The 18,914-nt window shown below is 72.8% G+C and carries 11 protein-coding genes and 1 pseudogene; 6 read left to right on the top strand and 6 right to left on the bottom strand.

Annotated elements, in window-relative coordinates; translation table 11 throughout:
• Positions 1–72: 72 nt before the first annotated feature.
• From trmB to ACWCQ6_RS18190, 3 genes are all read right to left on the bottom strand, one after another.
• A complete protein-coding gene (trmB, locus tag ACWCQ6_RS18200) occupies positions 73–927 on the bottom strand; it encodes a tRNA (guanosine(46)-N7)-methyltransferase TrmB (protein ID WP_451090286.1) in 855 nt (284 codons plus the stop codon).
• A gap of 4 nt (positions 928–931) precedes the next feature.
• Positions 932–2,188, bottom strand: coding sequence for an L-2-hydroxyglutarate oxidase (lhgO, locus tag ACWCQ6_RS18195; protein WP_451090284.1), 1,257 nt, complete (start codon positions 2,186–2,188; stop codon positions 932–934).
• A 114-nt stretch (positions 2,189–2,302) separates the two neighbouring features.
• Positions 2,303–3,991 (bottom strand): sporulation protein, encoded by a 1,689-nt coding sequence (locus ACWCQ6_RS18190; RefSeq protein ID WP_451090282.1) that lies wholly within the window; start codon positions 3,989–3,991, stop codon positions 2,303–2,305.
• A gap of 1,161 nt (positions 3,992–5,152) precedes the next feature.
• On the opposite strand from ACWCQ6_RS18190, the gene ACWCQ6_RS18185 reads away from it, so the two are divergent.
• The 3 genes and pseudogenes from ACWCQ6_RS18185 to ACWCQ6_RS18175 all read left to right on the top strand — a co-directional run bounded on the left by ACWCQ6_RS18185 (position 5,153) and on the right by ACWCQ6_RS18175 (position 9,227).
• Positions 5,153–7,264 carry an asparagine synthase-related protein gene (locus ACWCQ6_RS18185; RefSeq protein WP_451090280.1) on the top strand — a complete coding sequence of 704 codons (2,112 nt, stop codon included), beginning with the start codon at positions 5,153–5,155 and terminating at the stop codon, positions 7,262–7,264.
• Between the two features lie 77 nt (positions 7,265–7,341).
• Positions 7,342–8,268: pseudogene (locus tag ACWCQ6_RS18180) on the top strand (AfsR/SARP family transcriptional regulator); the annotation flags it as partial.
• A gap of 20 nt (positions 8,269–8,288) precedes the next feature.
• Positions 8,289–9,227, top strand: a complete 939-nt coding sequence (locus tag ACWCQ6_RS18175; RefSeq protein WP_451090278.1) for a hypothetical protein — start codon at positions 8,289–8,291, stop codon at positions 9,225–9,227.
• Here the strand turns inward: ACWCQ6_RS18175 and ACWCQ6_RS18170 are convergent.
• Together ACWCQ6_RS18170 and ACWCQ6_RS18165 are read right to left on the bottom strand one after the other, a co-directional pair.
• Positions 9,214–11,196 (bottom strand): sigma-70 family RNA polymerase sigma factor, encoded by a 1,983-nt coding sequence (locus tag ACWCQ6_RS18170; RefSeq protein ID WP_451090276.1) that lies wholly within the window; start codon positions 11,194–11,196, stop codon positions 9,214–9,216. The two genes, ACWCQ6_RS18175 and ACWCQ6_RS18170, sit on opposite strands and share 14 nt — an antisense overlap.
• Before the next feature lie 479 nt (positions 11,197–11,675).
• Positions 11,676–12,623: a TetR/AcrR family transcriptional regulator gene (locus ACWCQ6_RS18165; RefSeq protein WP_451090274.1), complete on the bottom strand. Its 948-nt coding sequence runs from the start codon at positions 12,621–12,623 to the stop codon at positions 11,676–11,678.
• Between the two features lie 340 nt (positions 12,624–12,963).
• Between ACWCQ6_RS18165 and ACWCQ6_RS18160 the strand changes: the two genes are divergently transcribed.
• Together ACWCQ6_RS18160 and ACWCQ6_RS18155 are read left to right on the top strand one after the other, a co-directional pair.
• A complete protein-coding gene (locus ACWCQ6_RS18160; protein ID WP_451090272.1) occupies positions 12,964–14,442 on the top strand; it encodes an NAD(P)/FAD-dependent oxidoreductase in 1,479 nt (492 codons plus the stop codon).
• Positions 14,443–14,629: 187 nt separating this feature from the next.
• Complete coding sequence (locus ACWCQ6_RS18155) at positions 14,630–16,405, top strand: ATP-binding SpoIIE family protein phosphatase (protein ID WP_451090269.1); 1,776 nt, start codon at positions 14,630–14,632, stop codon at positions 16,403–16,405.
• 29 nt (positions 16,406–16,434) lie between these two features.
• Here ACWCQ6_RS18155 and ACWCQ6_RS18150 read toward each other — a convergent pair whose 3' ends face one another.
• Positions 16,435–17,745 (bottom strand): MFS transporter, encoded by a 1,311-nt coding sequence (locus ACWCQ6_RS18150; protein ID WP_451090363.1) that lies wholly within the window; start codon positions 17,743–17,745, stop codon positions 16,435–16,437.
• A gap of 155 nt (positions 17,746–17,900) precedes the next feature.
• On the opposite strand from ACWCQ6_RS18150, the gene ACWCQ6_RS18145 reads away from it, so the two are divergent.
• A complete protein-coding gene (locus ACWCQ6_RS18145) occupies positions 17,901–18,458 on the top strand; it encodes a MarR family winged helix-turn-helix transcriptional regulator (protein WP_451090267.1) in 558 nt (185 codons plus the stop codon).
• The last annotated feature ends 456 nt before the right edge of the window (positions 18,459–18,914 follow it).

Raw genomic sequence — 18,914 nt, 5'->3', positions numbered from 1 at the left:
AATGACCCTAACCAGCGGCACTGACACCTGACCATGGGGCGCCCGCGCCCGCGGGGCGACCACGCCCGCGTCTCAGCTACGGGCGAAGAGCAGGTCGTGCACGACATGGCCCTTGTCCAGGCCCTGCCCCTCGAACCGGGTCAGCGGCCGGAACGCGGGACGGGGCGCGTAGCCGCCGTCCGCCACGGTGTTCTCGAACAGGGGGTGCGCGCTCAGCACCTCCAGCATCTGCTCGGCGTACGGCTCCCAGTCGGTCGCACAGTGGATCACCGCGCCCGGCTTCAGCCGCTGTGCCACCAGATCGAGGAACTCCGGCTGGATCAGCCGCCGCTTGTGGTGGCGCTTCTTGGGCCATGGGTCGGGGAAGTACACCCGCAGCCCGTCCAGCGAGTCGGGCTTCAGCATCTCGCGCAGCAGGATGATCGCGTCGCCGTTGGCCACCCGGATGTTGGACAGGCCGTTGCGGTCGGCGAGGCCGAGCAGATTGCCCTGGCCGGGGGTGTGCACATCGACGGCGAGGATGCCCGTGCCCGGGTCGGCGGCGGCCATCTGCGCGGTGGCCTCGCCCATCCCGAAGCCGATCTCCAGCACGACCGGGAGCCCGTCGAACAGCTCGGGCAGATCGAGGACGCGCTGTCCGTCGATGTCCAGGCCCCACTTCGGCCAGAGCCGCAGCAGGGCGTCCTCCTGGCCGGCCGTGACACGGCTGCGGCGCGGCTGGAAGCTGCGGATCCGGCGCTCGTGGTGAGAACCGGCCGGGTCGATGGCGGGCCCGCCCGGGAAACGCGGCTCCTGGCGCAGCCTGCGCTGCCGCTCGAAGGAGGCGGCGCGCAGATCGTCCGGAATCCCGGCGGCGGACGGAATCCCGGCAGCGGACGAGGAGAGGTTCTCGGAGGACTTCCCGGAGACACTCTCGGAGGGGTTCATGGGCTCAGACACAATGCCCCGATTCTACGGCGGGCGGCCTCCATCCCGTCTCCCGTGCCCGGAGCAGCGCCCTGCGCGCCACCTCCCGCCCGATGGGCAGCGAGGCCGTGGCGGCGGGCGACGGCGCGTTCAGTACGTGGACGGTGTGCGGGGTCTCACGGATCAGGAAGTCGTCCACCAGGGTGCCGTCCCGCAGCACGGCCTGGGCCCTCACCCCGGCCGGGGCCGGTCTCAGATCGGCCTGAGTCACCTCGGGCAGCAGCCGCCGCACGGCCTGGGTGAACGCGTGCTTCGACAGCGAGCGGCGCACCTCGCCCGCCCCGTACCGCCAGTGTCTGCGCGCGAGCTGCCAGGAGCCGGGCCAGGCCAGGGTGTCCGCCAGCTCGTGCGGGCGCACGACCGGCCAGCCGTACCCCTCGCGGGCCAGGGCCGGCACCGCGTTCGGCCCGACGTGGACGCTGCCGTCGTGGCCCCGGGTCAGATGGACCCCGAGGAACGGGAACGCCGGATCGGGCACCGGATAGACCAGGCCGCGCACCAGCTCCGGCCGCGCCAGCTCGTAGTACTCCCCGCGGAACGGCACGATCCGCATCCCCGGGTCGTCGCCCGCGAGCCGCGCAACCCGGTCGCAGTGCAGCCCCGCGCAGTTGACCAGCGCACGGGCCCGCACCACCACGCCGTCCGCCGTGCGCACCGCCACGCCCCAGGGGCGCCGGTCGATCGCGGTGACCTCCGCCCCGTAACGGATCACTCCGCCGGCGCCGCTCACCTCGGCGGCGAAGCGGGCCGCGACCGCCGCGAAGTCGCACACCCCGGTCGACCCGACCCGGATCGCGGCGAGGCCGCTCACCTGCGGTTCGTACTCGGTGATCTGGGCGGGGCCCAGCTCGCGCACCGGCAGCCCGTGCTGCCGGCCGCGCTGGACCAGGGCGTGCAGCCGGGGCAGCTCGGACCTTTCGGTCGCGACGATCAGCTTGCCGGTCACCGCGTGCGCGATGCCGTGCTCGGTGCAGAAGTCGACCATCTCGGCGGCGCCGCGCACCGCGTAGCGGGCCTTGAGCGAGCCGGGGCGGTAGTAGATGCCGCTGTGGATCACGCCGCTGTTGCGTCCGGTCTGGTGCCGGGCCGGGCCGGGCTCCTTCTCCAGGACCGTCACCCGGGTGCCCGGAGCGGTGCGCGTGATCGCATACGCCGTCGACAGGCCGATGATCCCGCCGCCGATCACCAGCACGTCGCAGTCGTACGCCGCGTGCGTCATCATCACGCCACCTCCCACCCCGATAGTGCACTGACCCACTGACAACGCACTCAAACCGGCGTGGCCCAGCGTGGCGCCGAATCTTTACGGCCCGGCCCCCGGCACGTCGGATTCCGTCTACGCGGGCGCCACCAGGAGCGGCCTGGCCCGCTCACGCAGCTCGGCGACGCGCGGCTCGTGCCCGTACGGTTCGAGCCGGTGCAGCAGATCCCGTACGTACTCCGTGGTCCGCGCCGAGGAGATGCGGCCCGCCACCTCCACGGCCCGGGTGCCCGCGGCGCAGGCGGCGTCCAGATTGCCCGACTCCAGCTCGGCCACCGCCGAGACCACGAGCCGCAGCCCGTGCGAGCGGACGAACTCCTCGGTGGGCCTGGACAGCGCCTGCTCGGTGAAGCGCCGCACCTGCCGGGGCGCCTTCAGATCGAGGTGGCACTCCGCTGCGTCGGCCGCGAACCTGTCGTACGAGTAGAAGCCCAGCCAGGACGGGTCCCCGTCGCCGTCCCTGGAGCGCTCCAGCCAGCCCTCGGCGGCCTTGAGCGCGGAGCCCGCGGCGGCCGCGTCGTTCGCCTTGGCGTGGGCACGGGCCTCCACCAGGCGGAAGAAGCTCATGGTGCGGGCCGTGGCGAGGCCCCGGTTGCGTTCGACGGCGGCCTGCGCGAGGTCGACCCCCTCGTCGGCGAAGCCGCGGTAGGTCGCCTGCAGCGACATCGACGCGAGGACATAGCCGCCGAGGGGCACGTCGGCCGCGGCCCGCGCGAGCCTCAGCGCCTGGATGTAGTAGCGCTGCGCGGCCTCCTGCTGACCGGTGTCGAAGGCCATCCACCCGGCGAGCCTGGTCAGCTCGGCGGCCGCGCCGAAGAGCGCCCGGCCGACCTCGTCGCTGTACGAGCCGAGCAGCAGCGGTGCCGCGTCGACCCGTAAGCACTCCGGAACCATGGAGGAACGCCAGTCCCCGCCGCCGTACTTGGAGTCCCAGCGCCGGGCGTCCTGGGCCGCCTCCCGCAGCTTGGAGACATCGCTGTGGCTCACCCGCAGGGGGGTGATGTCGCTGGGGGCGGCGAGGGGGGTCGGCGGGGCCGTGGACGCGGACTCGGGGCGCGGCTGGGCGGGGATGGAGGGCGCCTGCCGCGTGCCCAGTGCTCCCAGGGTGCCGAGCGCCGTCCGGGCCGCCTGTGCGGTCAGCGTGGCCCGGTCGCCGGGTGCCGTTGGTGGTACTGGTATCGGCTCCGTGACCTTCGCCGCCCTGCCCGACGGGCCCTGCGCCCCTGCACCGGCCTGTGCGCCCCGTGCGCCCTGGGTGTCGAGGGCGGTCGCCCCGATCGCTGTCGCGTCCCGTGCCACTGTCGCGTCGGCGGGGGATATCAGCCAGCGGGACGCGGGGGTCGCGTACGCGCTCACCGAGAACGAGCCCGCGAGCGATTGCCAGATCCCGCCGCCGCCCGCCCGCCGCCCGGCCAGATCCAGCCGGTACAGCTCGGTCGCCGAACGGACCGCCTCGCCCACGTCGCGCGGGAAGGCCAGCCCGACCTCCGGCGCCGGGTCGGCGTCCGCGAGCCCGATCTCGTGCAGCGGGACCGGCCGGCCGAGCTTGGCGCCGATCGCCGCAGCGATGAGATGGGGCGCGGCGCCCTGCGGCACCATGCCCTTGGCGACCCACCGGGCCACCGAGGTCTTGTCGTACCGAAGTGTCAGACCGCGCTGCGCCCCGAGGTCATTGACCCGCCGGGCGAGCCCGGCATTGCTGATTCCCGCGAGGGCGAGAACGGTTCCGAGCTTCTCGTTCGGTCCGCGTTGCTCCCTGGACATGCGCCACCCCTCGACACACAGACAGCCGCCGCGTCACCTTTGCGGCGCGCGGCATTCGTACCGTGTCCTCCTCAGCGACGAACCCCGGAACTCCGGCCGCACACGCATATGGCCGAGCCCCGAGGAATATGCCTCCTGCAGAGAACCTCAGTAAACCCAGCGTAGTTCGCCGCATCCCTACCGTTAAGGGGCAGACGTCCGTATGGCGGGATTGTTGTCCGTGCGGATACGGGCGGTGGTCGGGGCGCGGACCGGGGGCGGATCCGAGGCGGTCCGAGCGTGGTCCGGACGCCGGGTGGGCCGGGCCCGTGAACTGCTCGACGGTGCACGGGAACGGCACGCAAAGGCCCTGTCCGTACGGGGTGCCGGCACCGCGCGCGGAGCCCCGTACGTGCTCCTGGTGTGTGGCCGTGCGCCCGGCCGTGCGCTCTCGTCCGGCCGTTTCGGAAGCGTTTCCATGGGTGCTGCGTGGGTCGGCCCACTGCACGGAACTCAGTGGGCTGGGGGACACTGCCGCCTCATTCCCCGCAGGCGGCGGACCGGTCCGGGAGGTGGACGACGCCTCCCGGACTGTGCGTCGACGGTCCTGGTGGGATCGGTCGAGGCGGCCCGGGGGGTCCAGAAGCATTCGGAAAGATCCGGGGAATCAAGTGGGGCGAAAGTGGACTTCTGATGCGGTGAGTTGACCGATGCGAGGTTTCAATCTGCTCTGAAAATGGCCGAATATCGCCGGTCGTTCGAGGTTGGGCCGTCCGTTTCGCGGACATCTCGCCGATTGTCCGGCAGTCGCCCCCTGGTGGCTCGCGGGTGGCTCGGGGGTGATTCCCGGGTGGCTGGATTTCGGCTGGTTGATCCGGCTTGTACGGGGAAGTCGACGCGCGCTTCTCGTACGTCAGTTGACGGGTGGGGCGTCCGGCACGGGCCGCGCGAGGCCCCGTTCCGTCTCAAGGGCCGCCCGGTGCGCACCCGGTCCGGCCTCCTGCAGGCCTCCCGCCCCGCCCGGCCTTTGCCAGGGGCGCATGCCCTTCCGGCGTGCGCCCTGCGTAGCCCCTCCTGTGCGCCGTTGTCGTGGCAGCATGTTCGCAACGGCGCCGCGCGTTACCGGAGTTCTCCCGCTACTGCCCTGCTGCGCCGTTTTGTCCACAGCCTGTGGAGGCGGCGATGCGTTGGTTGGTGGGGTGGAGCAGTATCGCCGCGAGCTTCGGCACGGCCGGTGCGGTCGGCCCCAGCGACGAGGGGCGCACGATGCACCCCGTGGGCTCCCAACTCCTCTGGGGCGACCCGGATCCGCTCTGGGCCGTGGGCGACTGGCGCCCGGACGAGATCCGGATCACCGCGGTCGAGACCACCGAGGGCGTGCCCACCGCCCGGATGGCCGTCCTCGGCTGCTGCAGCGCCACCGACGAACAGCTGCGTTCCGGCCTCCTCGCCGCCCGCGGCGGCGCCCTGCGCCACCTCACCTCCTGGCCCGGCAGCTACACGACGGTCGTCCAGATCGGCCGCCGGGTCACCGTCATCGGGGACCTCGCCGGTGCCCGCCCCGTCTTCTACACGCCCTGGGCGGGCGGCACGGCGTACGCGACCGCCGCGCTCCCGCTCGCCGATCTCATCGAGGCCCAGCTGGACATCGGCCACCTGGCCGCCCTGCTGGCCTGCCCCGAGACCCCGGAGGCGCTGCGCGACGGCACCCCGTACGCCGGAGTGAAGCGCATCCCGCCGGGCCACGCGCTCATCCTCCGCGAGGGCTCGCGCGAGATCACCGGTTACGAGGCAGTGGCCTCCCTCGCCGTCGCCGCACCCCAGCTCGACCCGGTCAGCGCCGTCGACGGCGTACGCGACGCACTGGTCGACGCGGTGCGCGCCAGACTCCTGGCCCCGCGCCACGCGCCCGAGACCCTGCCGCCCGACCCCGGCCCGGTCCCCGGCATGGGCCCCGCCGAACGGCGCGCCGCCCGCGGCGCACCGGTCCCCGGCATCGGCGCCGACCTGTCCGGAGGCAGCGCCTCCGCCACCCTCGCCCTGCTCGCCGCCGGACTTCCGGGCCTGCCCGGCACCCTCCTCGGCCACGGCACGGAAGCGGGGGAGCGGCTGCTCGCCGTCACTCTCAACGACCTCACCGCGCACGGACACGAGGACGAACTCGAACGCGCCCGCGTCATCGCCGCCAACCCGCGCCTGCACCATGTGGTCGTCGCGGCCGGGGAGGAGGCCCTGCCCTACGCCGGCCTGGGCGGCGGCCCGCTCACCGACGAACCCGCCCCCTCGCTCGTCGTCGCCGAGCGCCACCGCCGGCGCCTCGCGTCGGGCAGCGCCGACCACTTCGTCGGCGGCGGCGCCCGGCAGGTCCTGGACGCCCACCCGGCCCGCCTCGCCGACCTGCTGATGGACCGTCGCCGACGCCATCTGCTGCGCCCGGTCGCCGCGCTCGCCAGGGCGGAGGGCGCGAGCGCGCACTCCCTGTTCGTGCCGTTGGCCGTCTATCGCGCGGCCCGCCGCCTGTCCCGTACGTCGTACCGCACCGGCCTGGAAGCGGCGGCCGGCCGGCTGCCGGACGCCAACCGGAACGCCCCCGACCTCGACACCCCCGCCGACGCCTCGCTGGCAGCCCTCGCCTGGTCACGGCCCGGCCCCGCCGCCCGCTGGCTCACCGGGGAGGCGCTCGCCGAGGTGTCGGTCCGGCTCCAGGAGGCGGCCCTGCGCCCCGTCTCCGTCCAGCGCCCCGGCGAGGCCCGCGCCAGGGCGGCCCTGGCCCGGTACGCCGCCGACCACCGGATCCTGGAGCAGGCCGCCGAGAACCGCAGCCAGCGGCTGCACGCCCCGTACCTCGACAACCAGGTCGTGCGCGCCGCCCGCGCGCTCCCCGAATCGCTTCGGGTGCAGCCGGGCGCCCGCGCCGCGATCCTGCGCCGGGTGCTCGCCGGCGCGGGCGTCCACGAACTGCCGCCCGGCTGGGGCACACCCTCCCTCGCCACGTCGATCGCCACCGCCCGCACCGGTCTGCGCGCCGCCCTCCCGGAGCTGATCGCCCTCTTCGACGCCCCGCTGCTCGCCGACGCGGGCCTGGTCGAGGCCCGCGTCGTACGCAAGGCCCTGCGCGCGGCCTCCGAGGGCGAACCGCTCCCGCTGGACGGCCTCGCGCACCTGGCGTCCACGGAGCTCTGGCTCCGCCGCCTCGTGTCGCGCCGCGGCACCTGCTGGACGGGCACGGCGGCGCCCCGTCAGCGCGCGGTCGCGGGCGGGGTCGTCCCGGCCAGGCGGACGCTGCAACGGTAGGCGCGGGGGCGGAACGGCCGCCGCGGCGCGTGCCGAGGCAGGGGGCGCTCGCCGCGGTCGCGGGACACAATGGCCCGGTGCGGTATCTGATCCTGGGTGTCACCGAGGCGCGAGACGAGGACGGCAGTGCCCTGCCCGTGAGCGGCACACGGCTGCGCGCTCTCCTCGCCGCCCTCGCGCTGCGCGCCGGACGCCCCGTCCCCGTCGCCGATCTGATCGACGACGTATGGGCCGCGGACTCCCCGCACGACGCTCCCGCCGCGCTCCAGGCCCTGGTGGGCCGGCTGCGCCGGGTGCTGGGCAGGGACGCGATCACGAGTACCCACGGGGGCTACCGCCTGGCGGCCGGGCCCGACGAGGTCGACCTGTACGTGTTCGAGCGGCTCTCCCGCCAGGGGGCCGAGGAGCTCGACGCGGGCGACCCCGCGGCGGCCGCGCGCACCCTCCGTACCGCCCTCGCCCTGTGGCGCGGCCCCGCGCTGGCCGATCTGCCGGACCGGGACCACGGCCACGGGCTGCGCCCCGAGGGCCACCGCCTGGCCGCGCTGGAACGCCGCATCGAGGCCGACCTGCGGTGCGCGGCGACGGGCCGGGACGGCGGCGCGGGGCCGGACGCGGAGCCGCGGGCCCTGGTGCCCGAGCTCATGGAGCTGACGGCCGCCCACTCGTACCACGAACGCTTCCGCGCCCAGCTGATCCGCGCCCTGCGCGCCGAGGGCCGTCAGGCCGATGCCCTGGTCGCCTACGAGGACGCCCGCCGCGCCCTCGCCGATGGTCTCGGGACCGATCCCGGTCCGGAACTGATCGCGCTGCACGAGGAGTTACTCACCCCGTCACAGGTGCCGTCCGCGTCGTCGGCGGGGCCGGTGACGATGCGCCCACAGCGTCCGCTCGACGCGTCCGGCCCCGTCGTTCGGCACGGCAATCTGCGGCCCCGGCTGACCTCGTTCGTCGGGCGAGAGCCGGAACTGCGGTCCATACGCGCCGATCTGACCCGTTCCCGGCCGTCGACATGCCGGGCGGCATGCCCGGGGTCGACGCCGATCTCGCGGAACTGCGCGAGCTGAGCCGCCGCGTCGGCGACCGCTGGATCCGCGCGCAGGTGGCGAGCGCGGCCTCGGAGGCGGGCGTGATGCGCGGACGCTTCGCGCAGGCCCGGACGGCGTACGAGGAGGCGCTGCTGCTGTCCCGTGAGGTCGGCGCGCATGCCGAGGCGCCGTTCCTTCTCGCCCGACTCGCGGAACTCGCCTACCGGACCGGGGACATGGCGGACTTCGAGCGGGCCCTGACCGAGGCGGAGCGCGAGGCGGACCACTGCCAGGTGCACGATGCCCGCGCCTACATCCATTTCCTGCGCGCCACCGCGGCCCTGGAGCGGGGCGAGATCGTTCGGGCGCGGCAGCTGGTCACCGAGGCGGAACATGCGATCGGGCGGGGCAGCCCGCCTTCGCACTTCAGCGCTGTGGTCGAGGGGCTGGCCGCCCGGATCGCGGTGCACGAGCCGGGGCCCGACCGCGGTCCGGCGGCGGGCGTGCGAGGCCTGACGGCGGCACTTCGCGGGGCGCGGGACGCCCAGTGCGCCGAGCTCGTCACCGGGCATCTGGCGGACTGTGTGGCGACCGTGCTGCCGATGGTGGGCCACCACCGGGCGGCGGTACGGGTCCTGGCGGCGGCGGACGCCTGGCGCCTGTTCGGCCCCAGGACCGAGGCGCAACAGGCCGAGGTGGGCGAGGCCGAGCGGCAGGCGCGCGCGGAGCTGGGACCTCAGCTGTACGAGGCCGAGCGCACCGCGGGCCGCGCGCTGACGGTCGACGACGTCGTCGAGCTCCTGACCGGCATCACCGAGGAACTCCCTCAGGCGCCGGGGGACGTGGACCTCCTGGAGCGTGCGGACGCCCCGGGGCACGCGGAGGTGCCGGGGGTCACCTCCGGTCTCACCCCGGACCGGCTCACCGGCAACTGATCGTCGAATCCGCCCAGTCGGCGAGTGCCATGACGCCGCCGGGCCGGGCGCGCTCGACCACCAGCCGGATGCGCTCCTGACCGGTGATACCGACGCCCACCGGCACGGCCGGGTCGTTGCCGTTCATCACCGGGGACTGCCACAGCCGAGCCCCGTCGCCGTTGAAGACGGAGAAGCGCGCCGAGCCGAGCCCCATCGTCATGTCGTCGATCCCGACCATCGCCTCGTACCGCGTGCACTCCTTGTTCAGCTGGATGGTGACCGAGGAATTGCTGTTGACGGTGATTCCGTGCGCGTACGTCGTGCCGCCGACCGACACATGGGAACGCTGCCAGACCCAGCTGCTCTCACCGAGCACCATCTCCGGTTCGGTGTGGTCGCCCAGGAACGAGTAGTTGAGTTCGCTGACCTGGTAGACCGTCGGTGCGGGAGGCGGCGGGGGCGGTTTCGGAGTCGGGGTGGGCGTCGGTTTCGGCTTGGGCTCCGGCGCTGGAGGCGTCGGCTTGGGAGCGGGCTTCGGGGGCGGTGTCGGGGTGGGAGTCGGCTCGGGCTCGGGCTTGGCCGGCGGGGTGGGCGGTGGGGTGGGCGTCGGTGGCGCGGGCGGCGCGGGCTCGGTGGGCTTCGGCGCGGACGGCTCCGGCGCGGGCGGCGGTGTCGGGTCCGGGGGCGCCACGACGGCCGGCTTCGCCGCATGCCTGGCCTCGGGCTTCGGCTGGTCGCCGACCAGCGCCCAGGCGAGCCCCGCCGCCGCGGCCACGGCGACCGCCGCCGCGATACCGGCTTTCGCCGGGGCACCGAGCCCTTCCGAGGCCGTGGCTCCACCGGTTGCACCTCCGGTGGAGCCGCCCCCGGACGCCGCCGCGGCGGCACCCGCGCCCGCGGCTCCCGCCGCGCCACCGGCGACGACTCCGGCAGCCTTGAGCGCGTACCCGGCGGCGAACCAGCCGATGACCGCGACCGGCAGCAGCGCGGGAATCCCGGCGTTGACATGGGCCAGCTCGCCCGCGGCGAGCCGGCACTTCGAGCACTCCTCCAGATGGCCGCGCAGGCCGCGCTCGGCCCGCATGCGGAGCCCGCCGCGGGCGTACGCGCCGAGCCGGTCGGCGTAGCGCGCGCAGTCGCCGCCCGCGGTGAGCGCTTGGCTCACGTGCGCCTGCAGATAGGCCTGCTTGAGCCCCTCACGGGCCCGGCTGGCCAGCACCGCCGTGGCATTGGCGGTCAGCCCGAAGAGCGGGGCGATCTCGCTGGGCGACTCCTCCTCGACGGTGGTGTGCCACAGCACGGCCTGCCAGCGCTCCGGCAGGCTGCGGAACGCCTGCATCGCCATCGACTGCTCGGCCTCGTGCATCGCCAGCACATCGGCACCGAGTTCGAGCGTGTCCGCGTCCGACACCTGGGAGGACTGGGCGGCCTGCGCGGCGAACACCGCGAAGTCGTCGACCAGCTGCTCCCGCTTCGCGGTCTTGGCCCAGGCGGCGCCGACGTGGCGGACGGCCGTCATGAGATAGGCCCGCACGGACTCCTCGGGCCCCTTGCCGCGGCGCACCGCCTGCAGTGTGCGGGCGAAGACCTCGGCCGTCAGGTCGTCGGCCGTGTGGGCGTCCCGGCAGCAGCTGCGCGCGTAGCGTCGCACCGCGTCGGAGTGGCGCCGGAAGAGCTCCTCGTACGCGAGATCGTCGCCGTCCCGCATCTGCCGGATCAGATCGGCGTCGGAGAGCGCGCTGCCCGAGGCCCCGATGGCGCCGGTGCTGCCGCCCTCGCGCTGTATCGGCACCGCGGCGTCGGCCCCGGGACCGACCGGCGCCGACCACGGACCCGGCAGTACGGTGCCGCCCTCGGCGTCACGGCTCGACCGCCCCGGCCCGGCCTGACTCGGCACCTGCCGGGCGGAAAGCCCACCGGCCTCCGCGACACTGTCCACGGCGGAGACGTCGTCGAACGACTCTCTCTGCTGCCCGTCACCGCTCATCGCGGTAGCCCCCGTATGCGCTGTCGGACCCGAACTTCGGGCAAGAGTGCCACATGGCGCAATCACGTCGGCCCCTCAGCCCCCGCAACCACTCATCCGGGGCGTTTTTCCGAATGTGAGTACTAACGGCCATTCATTCGGGGAAAGCTCGACGGTCTCTTCTGCGAGGTCGAGATTGGAGCCGCGGTATGCGATTCGGAAGCGACAGGCGTGCGGCTGGGGGAAGATGCGGGTTCAGGCAGCGGTAGCGGCGGTCGCGGACGCCGGACCCGCAGGCCGGGCGGGTGATGACGGACTGTCGACCGAGACACCATCAAAACGGGCCACATCGACCAACGTGCACGGAAGTGGACTCAGCGGTTCGGCAACACGCTCGCGGTTCGGCACACGCTCGCGCGTCGGTGACGTGCGGGTGCAGCGGCAGTACGCGCCACTGCACCCGCACACCCCGAAGATCCCGCGGATCCCGCAGGCTCCGCTCAGGCGACCGGCCGGGAGCGCAGTCCCTCAAGAAGGATGTCCAGGAGCCGGCTCGAAGCAGCGGCCTGCTGGGCGGCGTCCGGCAGCGAAGGTGCCGCCGTCGCTATCACCAGCAGTACGTCCGCGACCGTCACGTCGCGGCGCAGTTCACCGGCTGCCCGTGCCCGGTCCACCAGACGACCGACCACCTCCAGCAGCTCGCCGGCGCCCGCGTCGTCGTCCTCGACACCGGTCTCCGCGGCGGGCCGCTCGTCGGCCGGCCGGAGGCCGGCCTGGTCGGCGCCCTGGCGCTGCTGAGGCACCCGGGCCTCCTCCCGGCCACTGTCCGATGCCGATGCGGAGCCCGATGCCGAGATCGATATGGCCGCCGAACCATGGCCGCCATCGTCGCCACCGCCGTCGCCGCTGCCATCGGAATCGACGTCGACGCCGACCCGCAGCACCTGAGGCGGCAGCAGCCGCCCCGCGCCCGAGGCCACGGACGTCCGCAGGAAGCGCGACAGCGCCGACCACGGCTCGTCCTCCTGGCCGAGCGCGGTCCGGGCCTGGTCCGTCAGCCGGGAGGTCTCCTCCTCGGCTATCCGCCGGACCAGCACGTCCTTGCTCGGGAACCGCCGGTACACCGTGCCGACCCCGACCCGGGCGCGACGTGCCACGTCCTCCATCGGAGCCCCGTAACCCAGCTCTCCGAACACCTCCCGCGCGGCCCGCAGGACATGTTCCAGATTGCGCTGCGCATCCACGCGGAGCGGAGCCGTACGGCCGTTCGCGCCGGCCGTCCCGGCTGCTCCGGTCGCGCCGCTCACCCCGACTGTGACGGCCGGGCTCGTCGACGACGCCGCTCCGACCGTTCCGACTGCTCCGACCGATCCGTTTCGTCCCGTTCCGTCGGACGAATGGGACGAAACCGCGGCAGCGGTCGGCCAATGAGAATCCTGAATGTGCATAACTTTCCCCCGGTTATGACGTCTCCCCCCGGAGACTTCCCGCCGTTTGAGCCAGGGAGCGGATCACGGTCCCCACCCGACACCCCGACGACATACGAACATAGTTGAGCCCGGCTCAATTCAGAAGGGGGTAGTTCCGCATGGAGCGCCCCCCGATCGGAGCAAGGACCGGTTGGTCACTGATTCGACCCCCGCCCCGGGCCCCCCACCCCTACCCCTGACCTGCACGGCTTGCGTACCACCGCCGAGCCCCGCGGCGACCGCCCGCCCCAAACCTCCGGTCACACAATTTGCCGAGCCTGTGGACAAACCCTTGAGCACGTTGCGTCATGGGGTGGTGATGGCTTCAGACTCCGGGGAAACACCCCCAGGACCCCCGCCAGGCGTGCGCATTCTCGTCGTCGGTGGTGGCTATGTCGGGATGTACACAGCGCTGCGCCTCCAGCGGAAGCTGAAGCAGAGGCTCAGAAGCGGCGAGGCCGAGATCGTGGTCGTCACCCCCGAGCCCTATATGACGTATCAGCCGTTCCTCCCCGAAGCGGCCGCCGGTTCGATCTCGCCGCGCCATGTCGTCGTCCCGCTCCGCCGCGTCCTCGCGCACTGCAGGATCGTGATCGGCGAGGCGCAGCACATCGACCACGCCAAGCGCACCGCGACCGTCACCACCCTCGCCACGGGGGAGGACGGCATCGGCGCGGTCGGGATCCGGTACGACGAACTCGTCCTCGCCCCCGGCTCCGTCTCGCGCACCCTCCCGGTCCCCGGCCTCTTTGACCACGGCATCGGCTTCAAGACTGTCGAGGAGGCCATCGGCCTGCGCAACCACGTCATCGAGCAGATGGACATCGCCTCCGCCACCCGCGACCCCGCCATCCGCGACGCCGCGCTCACCTTCGTCGTCGTCGGCGGCGGATACGCGGGCGTCGAAGCCCTTGCCGAGCTGGAGGACATGGCCCGCTACACCTCGCGGTACTACCACAACATCAAGGCCGAGGACCTGAAATGGATCCTCGTCGAGGCGTCCGGCCGCATCCTTCCCGAGGTCGGCGAGGAGATGGGCACCTACGCCATCCGTGAGCTGCGCGGCCGCAACATCGACGTACGTCTCGACACCCGGCTGGAGTCCTGCGCGGACCGGATCGCCGTCCTGAGCGACGGTTCCAGGTTCCCGACCCGCACCCTCGTGTGGACCGCGGGCGTGAAACCCGCGCCGATCCTCGCCGCGACCGATCTGCCGCTCGACGAACGCGGCAGGCTCAGGTGCACGGCGGAGCTCACCGTCGAAGGCGTCGAGCACGCCTGGGCCGCCGGGGACGCCGCGGCCGTACCCGACCTCACCGCCGCGGAGGCGGGCAGGGCGACAGCGCCCAATGCCCAGCACGCGGTGCGCCAGGCCAAGGTCCTCGCCGAGAACATCCTCGCCTCGATTGCCGGAGAGCCCCTCAAGGAGTACCGGCACAGCTACGCGGGCTCCGTCGCCTCGCTCGGCCTCCACAAGGGCGTCGCCCATGTCTACGGCCGTAAGCTCAAGGGATATCCCGCCTGGCTGATGCACCGTACGTACCACCTCAGCCGTGTCCCGACGTTCAACCGGAAGGCCCGCGTCCTTGCCGAATGGACCCTCGCCGGGCTCTTCAAGCGCGAGATCGTCTCGCTCGGTTCGCTGGAACACCCGCGTGCCGAGTTCGAGCTCGCCGCAGGCGGCAGAGGCCCCGGGCGGAACGGCCCGCCGGGCCCGGACTCCCCGCCCGGCCCCGGCAACTCGCCGGGGCCGGGCGTTTCCTCCGGGCCCGACGGCCCGCCGCCGAACGGCGGCTGACGGGCCGTCGTTCCACCTGTGCACCCGCCGGGGGACGGGCCGTACCGACAACAGTCAGTACGGTCGGCCACACTGGACGTGTGACCATAGGTGGGCCCACATCTGCACAGAGTGACCCGGCCGGCAGTGACCGACAGTGAGCAGCCCGCGAGAGCGGACCAGACCGACACACGAGGCCAGAAATTCCGTGAACTTCACGCGCTGGAGCGCCCGCCTACCCGGAACGCAGCGCCGCGCCGCCGCACGGGACGACCGCAGTTCCGTGCCCCCGGCCCGCGCCGAGTACGCACAGCCCGAGGCCGGGCCCCGCCCGCCGGACGGCGACACGCACGGCGGGACGAGCCACGATCCCCGGGACGACTCGCGCGGTGCGGCCCTCCCGGCCGGCCCCACCCCGGATGACCTCTCCGCCCGGGACATCCTCGGCCAGCTGCCCGCCCTGGTGGCCCTGGTGTACGGCCCCGACCACCGGATCGCGTACGTCAACGACGCCTACACCGCCGCCTTCGGGCCCCGCCCGGCCGGCGCCACCGCCGCCGAGGCCATGCCGGAGCTCCACGAGCTCAGCCTGCTGCCCCTCATGGACCAGGTCCTGCGCAGCGGCACCCCCCGCACGGTCAAGTCCCGCAAAGTCCGCAACGGCAACTCGTACACCGTCACCTGCACTCCCGTGCACCGGGACGGCGACGACGAAGGCGGAGGCGAGGGCGGCAAGGGCGGCCTCAGGAAGCAGAGCAGGAACAACAAGGGCAGAGCAAGAGACCGGGGGAGCGAAAGCGGCGTGCTCGTGTACGCCGCCGATGTCACCGACCACGCCGAAGCGGCCGAACGGCTCCGGGCCAGCGAGCGCCGCCTCCGCGAAACTGCCGTCACCCTCCAGCGCTCCCTGCTCCCGCAGGAGCTGGAGCAGCCCGACGACCTCCGGATCGCCGCCACCTACCAGCCCGGCGGCACCGACGCCGCGGTCGGCGGCGACTGGTACGACGTCATCACCCTCGGCGCGGGCCGCACCGCCCTGGTCATCGGGGACGTGATGGGACGCGGGGTGCGGGCCGCCGCCGTCATGGGCCAGCTCCGCACGGCCGTACGCGCCTACGCCCGCCTCGACCTCCCGCCGCACGAGGTGCTTCAGCTCCTGGACGGTCTCGCCGCCGAGATCGACGCCAGCCAGATCGCCACCTGCGCCTACGCGGTCCACGACCCCAACGAGGGCCGGCTCGTCTACTCCTCCGCCGGCCACCTCCCGATCCTGGTGTGCGACGAGGACGGCACGGTCCACCGTGCCGAGGACCCGACGGGACCCCCGCTCGGCACCGGTGGCTGGATCCACACCTCGGGCACGATCCCGCTGCCGCCCGGCTCCACCGCGGTCCTGTACACGGACGGCCTGGTGGAGCGGCGCAGCGAGGACATCGACGAGGGTGTCGCCGCACTGGAGCGCGCCCTGTCCGGCGCCAAGGGTTCACCGCAGGTGGTCTGCGACCGGCTGATCCGCTCGCTCGGCGTCACCGCGGAACACGACGACGACGTGGCCGTGCTGGTGGTCCAGCACCCCGCCCGGACGGGGGCGGACGCGGAGCTGTTCCACAACGCCTCGCTCGATCTCCTCGGTGGCATCGAGGCGGCCCCACGCGCCCGCGCCTTCGCGACCGGGGTCCTGACCTCGTGGCGATTCCCGGTCGACCTCTGCGACCTGGGCGTCCTGGCCGCCGGCGAACTCGTCGCCAACTCTCTCAAGCACGGCACCCCGCCGATGCGCCTGGGCCTGCGCCGCACCGACCGGCGGCTGATCATCGAGGTGACCGACGGCGACGACCATCTGCCGCGCCGCCGCCGGGCCGACCCGGCGGACGAAGCGGGCCGCGGCATCTCCATCGTCGCGACGATCGCCTCGTCCTGGGGCAGCCGCCGCACACCGGGCGGCGGCAAGGCGGTCTGGTGCGAATTCGCTCTGCCGCAGTGAGGGCCCTGTCGAGGACAGGGCCCGGCCGCTCAGTGAGCAGCGGCCGCCGTGGCGGCGGAAGCGGAGCCGGCCTCGGCCTCCGGCAGTGACACGGCCACCACCCTGGAAGGCACCCTCTCCAGCGAGGGCTGGTCCTGTACGGGGGTGAGCCGCCGGCCCAGCCGCAGCGCCAGCGCCGTGATGCCCAGCGAGAACAGCACGAACGTCACGATGTACGGCCCGTGCAGCGTCGCCCCCATGGGCCCGCCCACGGCGGGCCCGACCGCCAGTGCGAGCTGCTTGCACAGGGCGAAAGCGGAGTTGTACTGCCCGACCATCGACTCCGGCGCCAGATCGGCGACCAGCGGCGCCACGGTCGGCGACAGCATCGACTCACCGAGCCCGAACAGTGCGTACGTGGAGATGAACGCGGCCGTCGCCATGGTCTGGCTGCCGTGTCCGAGTCCCGCGTATCCGGCCACGATCCAGGCGAGGGCCCAGATCAGACCGACCGAGGCGATGACCCGGCTGCGCCTGCGGCGCTCGACGAGCCGCAGCACGACGAACTGCGCCACGACGATGACGGCGGTGTTGGCGGCCAGCGCGATCCCGAGCGTCGAGGGATCGATCCCGGCGGCCTCGGTGCCGTACGCCGCGAGCCCGGACTCGAACTGTCCGTAGCAGGCGAAGAACAGCACGAAGCCCAGCACGCACAGCTGCACCATGGCCCGGTGCGAGAGCAGTGCCCGCAGCCCGCCCGGTGCCTTGGACCCGTCGTCGGGCCTGCCGTCCGAGGAGGACGGAGCACGGGTCAGCCGCACCGTGGAGGCGACGGCACCGAGGACGACGAACATCACGGCCTCGATGAGGAACAGCAGGGTGAAGGACTCCGGCCGGTCCGTGTCGACGATCTGACCGCCGACGAGCCCGCCGAGGCCGAGCCCGAGGTTCTGCAGGAAGAACTGCATGGCGAAGGCGCGCGTGCGGGTGGCGGTGCTGGAGCACCACACGAGCATGGTGGCGAGCGCCGGCTGCGTGACCGCCGTACCCGCGCCGAGGACCGCGGCCGACAGCACGGCGGCGGTCACGCCCGACGACAGGCCCAGGGCGACGGCGCCCAGGGAAGCGACGGCCGAGGCGACGACGAGCACGGGCAGCGGCCCGCGCCGGTCGATGGCGCGCCCGGTGAACGGCAGAACGGCCAGCGCCGCCATGGCGAAGACTGCCAGTACGACTCCCGCGGTGCCAGCACCCAGATCACGTACCTGCGCCACATAGACGTACAGATACGGAACGGTGAACCCCAGCCCGAACGCGCTCAGCGCGCTCCCCAGCTGGATCCGCCGCAGTGCTGCACCCATCTCCCTGGTCACACTCACCTACCTCAAGGTCTCGAAACGGCATGCCGAGCCACTCGAACGACTCGAACCCGAAGACTTTAGCACTAAAGTTAGAACATCAACAATTCACCTTGAAGGACTTCGACGGCTTTGGAGGGCGTGCCATACTGCCCGCCATGCCTGACATCACCGAGCAGCCCGGACCGCAGGAGCCGAGCCTCGACGAGCAGATCGCCGCCTACCAGCGCGAATTCCGCGACCTGGACCCCCAGGTCGAGCAGGTCGTCTCGGCCCTGGGCCGGCTGAACCGCCGGATGAACGTGGCGTACGGACGCCAGCTCGCCGCACTCGGCATCAGCAACGCCGAGTGGGAGGTCCTCAAGACCCTGGTCCTGGCCGGCTCCCCGTACCGCCTGGGCCCGGGAGAGCTGGCCAAGCGTCTGGGGCTCACCCCTGCCGCGATGACCCATCGCATCGACCGCATGGCGGGCGAGGGCCTGGTCACCCGCGACCGGGACGAGAACAACCGGGTGCGCGTGATCGTCGAGGTGACCGACGAGGGCCGTACGAAGTGGCTGGAGGCCATGCGGATGGCCACCGACTTCGAGGAGGACCTGCTTCAGGACCTCACGGGCGAGGAGCGCGGGAACCTCGGCGACATGCTGATCCGTCTCCTGCGCCGCGTGGAGCACGCCCAGCCGGATGCCGGCGGCCGCCTCACCGACCTGGACTGAAGCCGTGTCCGACACGTGGGAAAAGGGCTTGACCTGGCGGGGTTGACACACTCCTCCCCGGTCCGTAAGGTTCTTCGAGTTGTCACGGAGCCGGAACGGTTCTGCGACAGCCGATCCCGCCGCGAATGCGGCAACCAAAACTCAGCACGATCTCCCACTCGGGACAATTTCGGCATGCCGAAATTGATTTCGAAGACCCGATTATGAGTCGCCGGGAAAATCCGCTAGAGTTTCGACGTCGGAACGGCCCAACGGCCGGGAAGACAAACCCCGCTGACTGGGAATCAGGCCCGAAAGGATCTGATAGAGTCGGAAACGCCGGAAAGGGAAACGCGAAAGCGATGAACTGGAAAGCGAAGCAGGACCCGCTTCGACCGGGAATCGGACACGAAAGAGTCTGATAGAGTCGGAAACGCAAGACCGAAGGGAAAAGCCCGGAGGAAAGCCCGAGAGGGT

Source organism: Streptomyces sp. NPDC001880, assembly GCF_053594575.1.
This window is presented reverse-complemented; position numbering and strand designations above follow the sequence as displayed.

Coding starts and splice junctions, on each gene's coding strand:
- trmB (WP_451090286.1), bottom strand. CDS start 927: ATGAACCCCTCCGAGAGTGTCTCCGGGAAGTCCTCCGAGAACCTCTCC.
- lhgO (WP_451090284.1), bottom strand. CDS start 2,188: ATGATGACGCACGCGGCGTACGACTGCGACGTGCTGGTGATCGGCGGC.
- ACWCQ6_RS18190 (WP_451090282.1), bottom strand. CDS start 3,991: ATGTCCAGGGAGCAACGCGGACCGAACGAGAAGCTCGGAACCGTTCTC.
- ACWCQ6_RS18185 (WP_451090280.1), top strand. CDS start 5,153: ATGCGTTGGTTGGTGGGGTGGAGCAGTATCGCCGCGAGCTTCGGCACG.
- ACWCQ6_RS18175 (WP_451090278.1), top strand. CDS start 8,289: ATGCCCGGGGTCGACGCCGATCTCGCGGAACTGCGCGAGCTGAGCCGC.
- ACWCQ6_RS18170 (WP_451090276.1), bottom strand. CDS start 11,196: ATGAGCGGTGACGGGCAGCAGAGAGAGTCGTTCGACGACGTCTCCGCC.
- ACWCQ6_RS18165 (WP_451090274.1), bottom strand. CDS start 12,623: ATGCACATTCAGGATTCTCATTGGCCGACCGCTGCCGCGGTTTCGTCC.
- ACWCQ6_RS18160 (WP_451090272.1), top strand. CDS start 12,964: ATGGCTTCAGACTCCGGGGAAACACCCCCAGGACCCCCGCCAGGCGTG.
- ACWCQ6_RS18150 (WP_451090363.1), bottom strand. CDS start 17,745: ATGGGTGCAGCACTGCGGCGGATCCAGCTGGGGAGCGCGCTGAGCGCG.
- ACWCQ6_RS18145 (WP_451090267.1), top strand. CDS start 17,901: ATGCCTGACATCACCGAGCAGCCCGGACCGCAGGAGCCGAGCCTCGAC.